Raw genomic sequence first — 13,527 nt, 5'->3', positions numbered from 1 at the left:
ATCATCTCTCACCTTTACCCTCTGTCGACCTGGCCAAAACAAGGACCTGCTCCGCTACCTGCTCCCGCAACGCCTGCGGGTAGCCGTATTTCTTCAGCACCACGCGCACCACGTTGCGCAGGCGAGCCTGCACTGCATCACGGGTTTCCCAATCCACCACCTTGTTCTTAGCGATGGACGAAGCAAGCTCTTCGGCCATCAGAGCGATGCGTCCCGGCTCTACCTGTTCTGTGCCAATTGGCTGACGCAGCACATCTTCGATGCTGGTGAGAGTGGCTGCGGTCATTGCCGAAGGCGCTACCTCTTCATCAACTTGATCCATTGCCGTCACGTTCTCCGTGATCGTCAGTTCAAAGTGCTTGCCGCGCTGCTGCACTGCGGCGGCCATCTCGGCCTCCGTGGTGATGACATTGCAGTATTCTGAGGCACCCAACAGGTCCGGAAATAGGCTGGCGTGATGCACATTCATGCGCCGTAGGTGACGCAGGCAGGCATCACGCTCTTCGTTGCGGATGTAAATTTTGCAGATGTAGCGGGCCAGAATGCCGGGCTGCTCTTCCTCAGATGCTGCACGCAGTTCTTCGTCCTCAAACAGCTCGTCGTCGGCCAGCACATTAGCTAGCTTGTTTTCGATGGTGGCGTCCGTGGGCGAAAAGGTGAACAGACCTGCCTGATTCACCAAGCGGCCGTGGTCGTCCCGGCGTGGCTCCCACAGCCGAATGCCGGTTTCACCTTCATGCCCAGCCAGAAAGCTCTTGTTGAGAACGTACAAGGCACGGTATGGATTGGGGGCCTCTTCCTTGCTGTCTTCCTTATGAAAGGCAAAGAACAGCGCTACATAAGGCGAGTAGGTCCAGTCCAGCAGTGGAGTCATCAGGCCGTGGTGTTGTCCCACCGACCACATCTCGTCGTCTTCATCCACCATGGCAGCATCGCTCAGACGGCCACGCACCGCGCGCTTAAAGCGCTCCAACTGTGCATCAGCCAAGGCCTGCGTCACGATACCATTGGTGGTAAGCCGTCCCAGTGTGGGCATCAGGCTCCAGTCGTAACGCCGGTGGCCACGAAAAACCAGTTGCACACCCTGTCGGTTGAAGAAATCGCTCTCCAGCAAGTCGGTGAACTCACGCCAGGATTCGAGCCGCGTGACCGGAATGCGCCCGCTTAGCTCATCGGCCATTATCTCGAATCGCTTGGCGGCGCCATCAGCGTTCCACAATGGGATTTTCTCAAAGTAGTCACCGGGTTGGGGTGCGGCGATATCGGCAGGCACGGGGGCGGCGCTATTCATATCTTGGCGTCCACCATAGCTGCAGCGACAGACAGCTCGCCTGACAACAACTTGGGTAGCAGGGTGTCGCGGAGGCTAGCCAATGACTTGCTAGAGCCAGAGTTGGTGCGAATGGTTTTCCGTAATTTGGAAATTACCGCATCAAACTTGTGCAGAATAAGCGAGTCAGGCTGGACCAATTCAAGACGATAAACATTTTCGCGATTGAGGCCCGGAACTGCAGCATCGGTGTTCATTTTTTCCAGCCCCAGTGTCTGCATGGCGTAGTAACAATACGTCAGAGGGACCTTTTGAGGGCGCACGTAGTATGTTGTGTCGATGGGGAAAAATGGTTCGTCTTCCCAATACAGGCTGCCAACGGTCCCTTTCCGCCCAACGATGATTGACCCATGCGAAACCAGCGCTGCATCGTGATAGCCCGTGATGCCGCCAGAACCATAAACAGGAATGCTCCCTTCTTTGCGATCGGTAGATTTGAGTGCCTTCCCGTAAATCAATTCGAAAAGGTTTCCAACACGTTCTACACACCACCCCCTCGGAATCTCTCCCAACTCCGACGCTTCCATCCCATCCGGAAACAGTGCGGCGGTGGCGGCGAGCTCATCGAATTGTTCGTGTGGCAGGGCGGCGAGTTCGGCGTCGGGTTTTCCGCTGATGGCACTCATGGCAGCGCGCAGCGGATCGCGGCCTTCCTGTTTGGCGGTGATCTTGGCTTTGACCGGGTCAAAATCGACAAACCACGATTTGAAAATGGATTGCGCCATGGCTTCGAGGGTTTGGTTGATGCGGCGGTTGACGTCGATTTTGTCGTCAAATGATCCAAGTATCTTTGCTATCCGGCACCGATCATCCTCAAGTGCTGGAACCGAAACCTCGATGCTATTTAGTATTTGCTGATTAAGTAAAGGTTGACCTGAACCTGCACGATGGTTATTAAGCTCAAGCGATAAAAGCTTATAAAACCAGAACCTAGCTTCTTTCCTGTTTTTAACACCACCAATAATTGCGTTATCAGTTACCCAGCACTTATTCGGAGAGTAGTGAACAGATCCACAGTAAGAGCCGACACGCCCCACCACCAAAGTGCACTCCGGGGCATTTATGGCATCCGCCTTCCCGATAATTCCGTTTGAACCATATACATCAAAAGAGCCTGAATCCGAACGATCAGGTGAGCTTTTCCCGTTTTTAAACTCAACGAAATCACTTAACCTTCCGGTGATGCTTGAAATGACACTAACAGCTTCACGCTCAAACACCATATCCCAGCCCCGCCAGATTCTTCTTGATTTCGTCTTCCAGCTTCGCACTCTCCGACAACTGCTCAGTGAGCAGCGCCACCAGCCGCGCCATCTTGTCGGTGAAAGCTTCGCCATCATCTTCCAGCTCCTCTGCACCGACATAGCGCCCCGGCGTTAGCACATGATCATGCTTACGAATTTCCTCCAGCGTGGTGGAGTAGCAGAAACCGGGTACATCTTGGTATCCCTCGCCCATCTGCCAGGCATGGAAGGTGTCGGCTACCTTCTTGATGTCGCCTGTCGTGAAGTCGCGCAGCACGCGGTCCTTCATGTAGCCGAGCTGGCGGGCATCGATGAAGAGGAACTGCCCACGCCGGTCGCGTTTTTGCTTGTTCAGCGCCAGGCCGTTGCGCTTGTCTCGAGTCAGGAACCAGATGCAGGCCGGGATCTGCGTGTTGGTGAAGAGCTGACCGGGTAGCGCGACCATGCATTCCACATAGTCGTCTTCGATCAGCTTTTTGCGGATTTCACCTTCATTGTTGGTGTTGCTGCTCATCGAACCATTGGCCAGCAACAGCGCCATACTACCGGCCGGGGCTAGGTGGTAGAGCATGTGTTGTAGCCAAGCGAAGTTGGCGTTGCCTTGTGGCGGGGTGCCGGCGATCCAGCGCGGGTCATTGGCCAGCTTTTCATTCCACCACTCCTTCATGTTGAAGGGCGGGTTGGCCATCACGTAGTCTGCACGCAGGTCGGGGTGCAGGTCGTTCAACAGAGTGTCGCCTGGAGCGCCTCCAAAGTTGAAGTCGATGCCACGAATGGCCATGTTCATCGCTGCAAGGCGCCAGGTGGTGGGGTTGCTCTCTTGGCCGTAGACGCTGATTTGTCCGGTTTTACCGTTGGCCACCTTGCCGCCGTGCTGCTCGATGAACTCTTCGCTCTGCACAAAGAAGCCGCCTGAGCCCATGGCCGGGTCGTACACGCGGCCTTTGAAGGGCTGCAGCATCTCAACGATGAGGGTAACGATGCTCTTGGGTGTGTAGTACTGGCCGCCCTTCTTGCCCTCAGCCAGCGCAAACTGGCCCAGGAAGTATTCGTAGACGTGACCGAGGATGTCTTTGCTTTTTAGGCCCAGCGGCTGACCGTTGTAGTCCTTGCGATTGAAGTCGGTATCAGAGAAATGGGCGATCAGGTCGGCCAGCTTGTGGCTGTCGATCTGGGTGCGAGCGAAGTCCTTGTTGAGCACGTTCTTGAGTTTCTTCTCGTTCTCGCGTTCGATGGCTTCCATGGCGTTGTCGATAAGCCAACCCACGCTACGCATTTCTTCCGGCTCGTCCTTGCCCGGCTTGTTCCAGAGCAGCGGCGTCTTGGGGGGAGCTGGGCGCAGTCGCGCAGGGTTTGCCAGCGTGCTTCAAGCGGCACCCAGAAGATGTTTTTCTCGGTGTAGTAGTCGCGTGCTTCCAGCTCATCTTGGAGCGCTTGCTCGTATCCCTTACCAAAGTCGGCGGGGTCCATGTAGTAGTCGTGGTCTGGATTAGTGAACTGCTCGCGCAGCTCTTTCTGACGTTCTTCGAAGGCGTCGGAGACATACTTCAAGAAGATCAGGCCCAGCACCACATGCTTGTAGACGGCGGCATCCAAGTTGGAGCGCAGCTTGTCAGCGGCGGTCCAGAGCTTTTTCTCCAGGTCGGTAAAAAACTGTTGTTCGACGGGGTTCATTGGATCATTCCCTAATGACTAAGCTCGACTGGTGCAGTGGAGAGTGTCCTACATGCAATAAATTGGCACCCCAACTGCTAGATGCCTGGGGGCAACGATCCCCTCTTTTGTGTTGCGCGGAACGATACACACCATGGTGCAGGTAATGCCATAGCGAATTGCCAGACGTGGAGTAAGGAGAGCTGCGCGGTAAAGGTTTGCAAGTACAGTTGGTGCCCCTTCTGGCAAGGCCAGAACGACTTTTTTCTGGACGCTTCTGCCAGCCGGCGAAGAACCTACACCTACGTTACCAAAGACTCCCATAAATTTTGGAGCTCTACGCGAAGCTTTGCGCGGGTAGGCGAGCTAGTCAACTGCTGATGAAGCCGAGACGGGCATCAACAAGATCGTGCACGCTGTGTATGCGGTACTAAGATTGCGAGCAGAACAGAGGCGGATTAACCGCCCTTCGTCACGAATTTGAAGGAACCGACCGATGGCTCTAATTGACGGTGCTCGCTCCCTCCCTACTCAGCACATTACGGTTCGCGTGCCTTGGCACGACCAGCGTTGGAACGGGACGCTCTGTAAAGATCCTTGCGCCAACACCTCATGCATGGTGCTGCCACGGGTAGGTACCGGCAGGAATGATGCATTCGAACAGAAGTGCGCCGGACAATCGCTGCAAGGCATGACCGAAAGCGATCTACCGCCATGTGTCGACGAACATGGAACCTTCATGGCGGATTTTGGGCTTAGCAAACTTAAGGCACACCCTTACCGTAACGTTGATACACATAAGCATTTCGCTGAGACGCCAGTCAGGCTCGATCCTTTCGCGGCTGCAGCAATTCCTTTTCGTTGGATGCTGAAAAACAACGTCGAAGGCGTCAAGCGCGACATGTTGTCTGGCCTAGCTAAATCTCTTGCGCTTGGCTACAACCCAACCAGGGAACCGTCCATGCCGGAGTCGATTCCCAATACCTGGATACAGGAAGGTACTAACCAGCAGATTATGCTGGATACCTTTTTCAGCGCCATTGAGCCACAAGACTCCCTGGTCTTTTTCTATGCAAAGCGTACCCCGCTGTCGGAATCGCCGCGCCGCGTCATCGTCGGCGTTGGACGGGTGACTGGTGTAAGCAAACCAGTCGAATACCACTACACAGGCGGCAAGCGACGAGAGAATCAGATGTCGGGCTTCCTCTGGGAGCGGACGCTGACCCACTCCATCCGAATTGACGGCAAACGTAAGCTCGATGGTTTTTTGTTGCCCTACCATGATCTGTTGGCGCTGGCCGAACAAAATGAGCACCTGGAGCTTGAGCGTTGCATCGCCTTCGCCCCGGACGAAGCTTTCGAGCAGTACTCGTACGGCTCGGAGCTGCTTCACCATGACAATGCGATCGCCTCTCTGCTAGCCATAGAACACGCTCTGCTAGAGATCTCACGGGTCATGCCAGGGCCTTGGGCGGACTACCGATCCTGGGTGGATCAAGAGCTCAATAGAATCTGGAAGCTGCGTGGTCCATTCCCAGGAATTGGCGCTGCTCTGTGCGCCTTCGGTGTTGAGCGAGGCAACCTCCTAGGCTGGCACTTGGCCGCCCAGTGTCAGGAAGGTGATACGCAGTCGGCGTGGGATCACTTTGAGACGGTCCTGAAGCATCCCGAAAGCTTACCGCGACATTTACAGAACACTGTTGGCCCAACTCTCGCGCGCAAATGGGAAGGACTGGACAGCGGCCGGAGGGCGCTGCTCATGCTGCTCAGCCGCTTCGAGCTCAGCACCGACCAGGCGCACTTCTGGTACTCCGCCGAAATGCGTAAAGCCTCGGGCATCAAGGACTCAGACCAAGCCCTACGCGAAAACGCCTATTTACTGTTCGAATATTTACACAAGCACGCCCTACCTTTTAACGTTGTCGATCGCGGGCTTTTCGGCGCACGTGACTTAGAAGGCCCCAACGCTCTCCCAGCTGAAAGTTGCTTATTCGAAGCCACTGATCCCCGACGCGTCCGAGCGCTGATAGTCGATCTGCTGGAGCAAGCAGCGATTGAGGAAGGCCATACGATTCTCCCTGAAACTTGGACGATAGAGCGCATCCGTTCACGAGCTATCGAGCCAGCCTGTCCGGTGGATGCCGACCTCCTGCCTCTCTTCGACGAAGACCTGCTGCCATTCGTTGTACTAATCGAAGATGAGGGCAGCAGAAGCTATCAGCTCAAGCGCTACGAACAGACTCGAATCTGCATCGCCGACGAGGTGGAGTACCGCCATAAGCGTGCGAGTAAAACTGAAGAGTTTGAGTGGGCTGATCTGGTCGATGCGGCAATTGGCAAGGGAATGGACAACCCAGCAGCCGACATCCAAGAGGAGGAGGCCCGGAAGGAGAAGGCAGCGGCACTTCGAATGCTCTACCAGCGCCGCATCAGCGTGCTACTGGGTGCTGCAGGCACTGGAAAGAGCACCCTAATCAAGGCCCTGTGCCGCATCCCGGCAATCCAGGACAGTGGCATCTTGTTACTCGCCCCAACCGGCAAAGCGCGGGTGCGACTGGAGCAAGCCAGCGGAATGGCCGGACAGGGCGAAACCATCGCCCAGTTCCTGAATCGCTTTGATCGCTACGACGGTACCCAAGGCCGCTATTTCATGAACCCATTTGGCCGCCGCGCAACAGGGTACAGAACCGTTGTGATCGACGAGGCATCCATGCTGACGGAAGACCAGCTAGCGGCAACCCTAGACGCCTTGCAGGGAGTCGATCGTTTGATACTCGTCGGCGATCCGAATCAGTTGCCTCCGATTGGCGCAGGCCGCCCCTTCGTCGACATTTGCCACTGGCTTCAGCCGGAGCAAGTTGGCAGCTCTGGAATTCGAGTTGTCGATGGCTATGCCGAGCTACTGGTCACGCGCCGCCAACAAACCGGTGAGGACCGCGACGACTTGGCCTTTGCCAATCTGTTCAAGGGCGAGGCACAGGATGCCGGCGCCGATGCGGCCTGGAACCAACTCACTACAGCCAATTCACCCAGGATGGGTGTACTAACCTGGGAGTCGACCGAGCATCTGGCATCCCTGTTGCGCGAAGCGATGGCCCGGGAGCTGAAGTTCTCTTCACCTGATGACAGCCTCACTTTTGAGCAGAGCTACGGCGGCAGCCTGTACGAAGGCAAGGTGTTCTTCTGGCCTCGGACGCAGGGGCAAAGCAGCGGTGGCGCAGCAGAGAAAGCCGAGGACTGGCAGGTCCTGACGCCGCTGCGTAACTCGGCAGTTGGTTCAGATGCGCTCAATCGACAACTGCAGACTCATTACCGGACGTTTGCCCTGGAACTCAGCGGACGCAGCGGTTGGCGCCGCATTCCGAGGCCTATGGGGCCAAGTCGGTTGCTGTGGGGTGACAAAGTCATCAACGTACAAAACAGGTCAGGCCGTACGTGCTATCCGAAGAATCCTGACTCCTATGTGGCCAACGGCGAGATAGGCGTGGCGACCGGATATTTCCGGCGAAAGGATAGTAAGCATTTCTTCGAACAGCTTCAGGTCGAAATGGCCACCCAGCCCGGAGTGGAGTTCCATTACAAACCATCTGAATTTGGGGCCGATAGGACAGCGCCGCTCGAGTTGGCATACGCTCTGACGGTGCATAAAACCCAAGGCAGCGAGTTTGGCACCACCTTCATCGTGATTCCAAATCATTGCCGACTGCTAACACGGGAAATGCTCTATACGGCTCTGACCCGGCACAGGAATAAGGTGGTGCTGCTGATCCAAGGCAAGCTGTCGGATCTTTTCTCCTACAGTCAAGATTCTGCCTCCGAAACTCGGCGGCGCATGACCAATCTATTCCAGTCCTCCACCCCGGTGACATTGCAGGTGGGCAACCGCACTGTCACTCTTGATGACAAGCTGATCTATCGTACTGATCGCAACGATCTGGTCCGTTCGAAGAGTGAATGGATCATTGCCGACAAGCTGCACGCAGCCGGAATCCGATACATCTATGAGTATCGGATGAACCTGGGCGGCACCGAGCGCTGGCCAGACTTCGTCATCAATGACGATCATCGCGGTCTGACTTGGTACTGGGAACACTTGGGGCGTATGGACAAGCCGGATTACCGTGCACGCTGGGAAATCAAACGTAAGGCCTACGAAGCACAGGGAATTGTTCCCATAGAGGAATACGTGCCTGGGCAGTCGACAGGCATCCTGATCACCACCGAGGAGGATGGCCAAACGAGAGACCTGAGCGAGCAAATTACCGCACGAATCTCGCTTATCCGTAACCCTGGTCTACTCTAAGTACCAACGATGGGCTCGACTGTTAGAGAGAAGCAGTCGAGTTCGCAGCATGCCTACGGCGGCGCTCAGGCATTCGCGAGTGGTGTTTCGCTCAGTCCAAAATCTCGCGACGAATCTTGTCCTGCACTCGCAACTCTTCGGGCAGTTCTCGCAACAGTGGCCTCATCCCACCTGTCCAGGCATTGCGCGACGAAGCAGCCTTACCCTCAGCGCTACGCGGTCCGGTGCTTTGCTCCCAAGATCGCCATTGCCGGATCAGCTCCGCCTGCCGTGCCCGTCGCTCGGGTGTCCAGCCGTTCGCCATGCTCAACCTCCAATAGTTCGTTCTGCGCTTTTTTGGTTTTCCGCGCGCGCGGGCTTCTCTTGGATACCGTTGTTGACCTGGACCTGATTGCCGATGTTCGCCTGCTTCACGAAAGCGACCTGCTTGGGGGTTTTGAGTTCGCCCAAGGTCTGCAAGGTGGCCCGGGCCTGGTTCTGGGCCTTGAGTGCGAGACGCATATAGGACTCCAGCCCGCCAATGTTTTTAGACGACAGTGCCCGACTCGCAAGGTGCACGAATAAAGCATCCAGAGAGTGCGCTTGCGACACCAACATGTCTTCTGCTCGGGTCATGTCGCCGCGGTTAATTGCTGCCGTCTGCCGACCCAGTTCGAGGACAGCCTCGGGGAACGGTGTCTTGCCGAGCAGGTTACTGCTTACAAGCAATGCGGCATTCAGGCACTCCGGAGTCAGGTAATTGCGGGCATTGGCCTGTTCCTCATTCTCCTCAATGACAAACCTCACTGCCGGGGCATCGTTCATTTGCTCGCCTCCATCGGGGTGTTGTTATAACGCTGGCGCAGATCAACGCCAGCCGCGCATTAACGACCGGTTGCCGCATAACAGTCAGGGCAACTCATCCAGTGGTTGTTGTACGCCGCAGAGGCCTCTTGCCATGCCTTTGACGCCGTAGCGGCGGTGTGGATGGTGTGCTGCGGCTTAACTTCCTCCACAGCATGGACCTCGACCGATTGCTCGACCCGCTGCGGCCGGTCGATCCACGCCGGGCTAGCGCGGATGATGGCGGCCACCAGCACGACGTCCGCATCGGCCAGCTCGACAAGGTCGTGCGACTCCAAATGCCCCTCTTCCAGCAGTACGGCTGGACGGGTGTTAAGCAAGCGTGCGACACGGGAAAGCCAGGCACTCGACGGCATCGGGTCGTTGGCCGCATTCAGGGCGATGATGATCTCGATCTTGTGCGCGGCCAACTCGACCAGCAGATCGTCAGACGGCGGATGAACCGCACGCAGTTGGAGGCAGCCATCCTGGCTGACCACCATCTCGACGCCGGCCGCACTCGCGCGGTGCATCAGCTCGGCGGCGCTCAAAGCTTCAACTCCCACATCTGTTTGCTTTTCGCGTTTGCGGATGCAGGTAGCTGCGGATTCTGCGGATTCTGCGAAAGGCCGTATACGAGCCATCCAGCCAATATCTGAATGTCGCCAAACGTAGCGGCGTAGAAAAGCTCACACCGGCTCGCGCACTCATTGCCGAATTGGTTAGGCGTTATTGGGTTTTAGGGATGGAATGCAGCCTGCTTGAAATACAGAAGCTGGCCTGGTTTCTGGCACGCGCCATAGAAGAGCTGCCAGACACTGAGAACCCTCTGAACCTCAAGTTTGTAGCGCATCGATATGGCCCGTATGCCAATCGACTACAGCCTCTGCTCAATGACCTTGATGGCAGCTATCTGCAGTGCGAAAAACGCATCAAGGATGCAGAGATCGGTGATGTGATCTGGTTTGAAGAGAAACGTAAACCCACTCTACACACCTATCTCAATACAGAAGCAAAGGCGTATTCCCAAGCATTGGAACGCACGATCGAGCTGATTGATGGCTTTGAGTCACCCTTCGGCATGGAGTTATTGGCAACGGTTGATTGGTTGCTGAGCCACGAAGGGGTTTGCCCGACTGTTCCTGCCGTGCGCGATGCGTTAACGCATTGGGAAGGCGGAGCCGGTTCTGCGGCTCGCAAAAGCAAGCTGTTCGACGATCAGGCACTTGATATTGCGCTCAAGCGCCTAACCGCCAGCACCGCCCTCAGCTGACTTCAGAACCGCGTCACCACCCCCATTCGTACCGTCCGCCCGGGAGCCGGCATGAAGCTCTGCGCCAGCGGGTCCAGGTAATAGCGATCGGTCAGGTTCTGCAGCGAAACATTCACCTCAGTGTTCTCAAGCAGCGTGTACTTGAGGAACAGATCGAACAGCGCCACCGAGCGGTACTCGACCTGCGGCGTGGTAGCGCCGGACTGCCAGGGCTTGTCGAGGGTACTGGTAGGCCCGGAGGTGTAGGTCACGCGCCCGCCTACCGTCAATGCTTCGTCGAAGAAACGCAGGCCAGTGGTCAGGTTGGCGGAGAACCGTGGTGGGTTCTGGGTGTTGGTGTAGGAGCCCATGTAGCTGCCCGGTGTGCAGTTTGGCGTGTCTTGGGTCTTCTGGTACGGGTTGGCGGTGGCGCGCAGTTTGCTGGCAAAGTCCGCGTCGCAGGTCTCGGTCTTGAGGTAGTAGGTGGCCGAGAGGTCGGCGAACACACGGCCGGCATCGTAGTTTGACTGCAGTTCAAGGCCGCGGGTGCTGAAGCTGTCGGTGTTGCTGAAGCTCATCTGGCCCCACAGGCCAGGGCTCGGGTCGTAATAGCGGGTGATGTAGTGCTTGATCTTGTTGTCGAAGAAGGCCAGCTTGATCGCGGCTGAGTCGTGATCGGTAAAGAGGTTGTCGCGCAAGGCGCTGACGCCGATTTCCCAGCTCTGCGAGCGCTCGGGCTTGAGGCTTTTGCCGGGGCTGACTTGCTGGGTGCCCTGGCTGGTCTCGAACAGTGACGGCAGGCGCAGGCCTTGGGTGTAGGTGACATAGAAGTATGTGTCGGGCATCAGCTCGACATTGATGCCGAATGCCGGCGAAAAGCCGCCACCGCTGCTGCTGCCCTGCGGGGTATGGTCGTAGCCTGTGACCACGCTGCTGATGCCTTCGGGGCTGACCTGAACGCTGGTCGCGCCGAAGTCATTGAAGCGCACACCGTTGAACGGCTCGTTGCTGTTGCCGAAGACGATGCCGTTGTTCAGCCGGGGGTCGGTGGCGTCGGTGTACTGGCCATTCTGGTCGGGGAACCAGGTCATGCTGCCCCAGCCCTTGGGGCCACTCGCCGAGATGTAGCGCACGTCGCGATCCTCGCGGCGGGCGGTGGCCAACACGGTATTGTCTTTGGTGCGGAAGTGGCTGTAACGGCCCCCGCCCCACAGGGTCAATTGCTCGATCGGTTGGTACTCGAGCTTGCCGTTGAAGCTGAATTCCTGCCGCGAAGAATCACGCAGGGTGCGGTTGGCATCGACGTCGTGCTGGGTGATCAGCACGCTTTTCTGCGGTTGCAGGTCTTCCAGCTGGAACGCGCCGCCCAGGTCAAGCTTGAAGTCGCCATGGGCCGTTTCGAACCTGGAGAGGTTGTTCAGGTCGCCGCCGATACGGCGGTTGTCCTGGCGTGTCCAACTGCGGTCAGAACGAAACAGTTGGGAAACCGGCGCCGTCCATGCCGAACTCAACGAGCTGGTTTTAGCGTCGGTCATCCACAGGTTGCTGGTCAGGTCCACCCACGGGTTACCGGCGGGCAGGTAGTGGTAGCGTGCGGTGTAGGTATCGATCTTCACCTCGCCCAAGGGGTACTGATAGATACCGGCGGTACCGAAGCGGTAGATGTCTGAGGGCATGATCTCGGCAGTGCGCCCGTCGTAGCGGCGGTAGCCCAGGTCCAGGGTGTGATCGTCGGTTATCCGCCAGGTCGCCTTGAGCAGGTACGAGTCGGTTTTCGATGAGGAGTTGAGCACTTCCTCGCCCGCGTTATAGGTCATCGCCACGCTGGGCTGTTCACTGCCGTAATCGTTGTAGAGGCGGTAGCGGTCCTGGCCTTTCTTGCCGGAAAAGTAGTTGCCTTGGTTGCGGTGCGCGTAGGCCGCCACCACATCCAGCTGTTCGGTGGTAAAGGCAAACGCGGCGCTGCCCGATTCGGCTTCAGAGCCGAACAGGCTGGCGCGGTTGTCGCGCGGAGGCGCCGACAGGCTTTCATCCTTGGAACTGGAACTGCGATGGGCGGGGGCTACGCCGTTGTCCCAGAGGTCGCCCTTGAGGCGCACGCCAACCTGGTTGCCGTCGACCAGAATGTCCTGCACGCCGATCGTCTGCATTTCCACCGTGCCGCCAATCGCTCCGGATTTGGTTGACGGCCCTTTGTTCACGGTCAGGCTGCTGATCAGGTCGGGGTCGATGTAGCTGCGTTGCTGCGTGCCGCCATAACCGCGATAGACATCCAGGGCCTGCTCCGAACCATCGACCTTCACCGCTACCCGGCTCTGCCCCTGGATACCGCGAATGTTGACGTCCAGGGCGCCGCCGTTGCGGGTGTCACCGACTTGCACACCCGGCACACCGTTGAGCAGGTCGCCCACGGAGACCCGGCCGAAGCGGTCGATCTGTTCGCTGCTCAGGTGCACCGATGAGCGTGGGGCCCGGTAAGTATCTGCCTGAGGCCCTTGTGCGGCAGCGTCGACCATCGTCGGCGACAACTCTGCTGCGGTAGGCGTTGCAGCGCCCTGCGCCATCAGCACGTAGCTGCCGGTCGAGCTCGCCACCAGCTGCAGCCCGGTATTGGCCAGCAACCGCTGGATACCCTCACTGACGGTGTACCGCCCCTTCAGGGCCGGCGCCGTACGCCCGCGGGTCAGGTCAGGATCATAAGACACCAGCAGCCCGGACTGGCTGGTGAAACTGCCCAGCGCTGCGCCCAGCGGGCCTTTGGCAATGTTGTAGTCACGCGGCGTGGCATCGTCCAGGCGGGTCGCGGCGACCGCAGCCGTGCCGGCACCCTGGGCCAGGGCCAGGCTGCTGTTCAGCAAGCCGGCGCCACAGCAACTGATCATCGTGCAACGCAGGGCGAAGGTGATGGGCGACAGGCAAAGTC

At 57.7% G+C, this 13,527-nt stretch carries 8 protein-coding genes and 1 pseudogene; 2 read left to right on the top strand and 7 right to left on the bottom strand.

What is annotated here, in order from left to right; genetic code table 11:
• Position 1: 1 nt before the first annotated feature.
• Genes GIB19_RS13790 through GIB19_RS28270 form a run of 4 tightly spaced genes read right to left on the bottom strand, consistent with a single transcriptional unit; the run spans position 2 to position 4,248 of the window.
• Positions 2-1,291 carry an FRG domain-containing protein gene (locus GIB19_RS13790; RefSeq protein WP_274886844.1) on the bottom strand — a complete coding sequence of 430 codons (1,290 nt, stop codon included), beginning with the start codon at positions 1,289-1,291 and terminating at the stop codon, positions 2-4.
• A complete protein-coding gene (locus GIB19_RS13785; RefSeq protein WP_274886843.1) occupies positions 1,288-2,553 on the bottom strand; it encodes a restriction endonuclease subunit S in 1,266 nt (421 codons plus the stop codon). Before GIB19_RS13785 ends, GIB19_RS13790 begins: the two co-directional genes overlap by 4 nt.
• Positions 2,543-3,817, bottom strand: coding sequence for an SAM-dependent methyltransferase (locus GIB19_RS13780; protein WP_342456463.1), 1,275 nt, complete (start codon positions 3,815-3,817; stop codon positions 2,543-2,545). Before GIB19_RS13780 ends, GIB19_RS13785 begins: the two co-directional genes overlap by 11 nt.
• Entirely contained in the window at positions 3,718-4,248 is a 531-nt protein-coding gene (locus tag GIB19_RS28270) for a type I restriction-modification system subunit M N-terminal domain-containing protein (RefSeq protein WP_342456462.1), read from the bottom strand. Before GIB19_RS28270 ends, GIB19_RS13780 begins: the two co-directional genes overlap by 100 nt.
• Before the next feature lie 670 nt (positions 4,249-4,918).
• Between GIB19_RS28270 and GIB19_RS13775 the strand changes: the two genes are divergently transcribed.
• Entirely contained in the window at positions 4,919-8,530 is a 3,612-nt protein-coding gene (locus tag GIB19_RS13775) for an AAA family ATPase (RefSeq protein WP_274886842.1), read from the top strand.
• A gap of 306 nt (positions 8,531-8,836) precedes the next feature.
• Here the strand turns inward: GIB19_RS13775 and GIB19_RS13770 are convergent, their stop codons facing one another.
• The gene (locus GIB19_RS13770) at positions 8,837-9,334 is read right to left on the bottom strand and encodes a hypothetical protein (RefSeq protein WP_274886841.1); all 498 of its coding nucleotides are present in this window, start codon (positions 9,332-9,334) and stop codon (positions 8,837-8,839) included.
• Positions 9,335-9,393: 59 nt separating this feature from the next.
• On the bottom strand, positions 9,394-9,918 hold the full coding sequence (locus tag GIB19_RS13765) for a hypothetical protein (RefSeq protein ID WP_274886840.1): 525 nt from the start codon (positions 9,916-9,918) through the stop codon (positions 9,394-9,396).
• Between the two features lie 65 nt (positions 9,919-9,983).
• Here GIB19_RS13765 and GIB19_RS13760 point away from each other — a divergent pair.
• A pseudogene (locus GIB19_RS13760) lies at positions 9,984-10,625 on the top strand (type II toxin-antitoxin system antitoxin DNA ADP-ribosyl glycohydrolase DarG); the annotation flags it as partial.
• A 2-nt stretch (positions 10,626-10,627) separates the two neighbouring features.
• Here the strand turns inward: GIB19_RS13760 and GIB19_RS13755 are convergent.
• Positions 10,628-13,486, bottom strand: a complete 2,859-nt coding sequence (locus GIB19_RS13755) for a TonB-dependent receptor domain-containing protein (protein ID WP_446731383.1) — start codon at positions 13,484-13,486, stop codon at positions 10,628-10,630.
• Positions 13,487-13,527: the final 41 nt, after the last annotated feature.

The organism is Pseudomonas sp. ITEM 17296, assembly GCF_028895205.1.
In the GTDB taxonomy this organism is placed as follows: Bacteria; Pseudomonadota; Gammaproteobacteria; order Pseudomonadales; family Pseudomonadaceae; genus Aquipseudomonas; species Aquipseudomonas kermanshahensis.
Note: the sequence above shows the minus strand (reverse complement) of the source record. Positions and strands in the feature narration are given on the sequence as shown.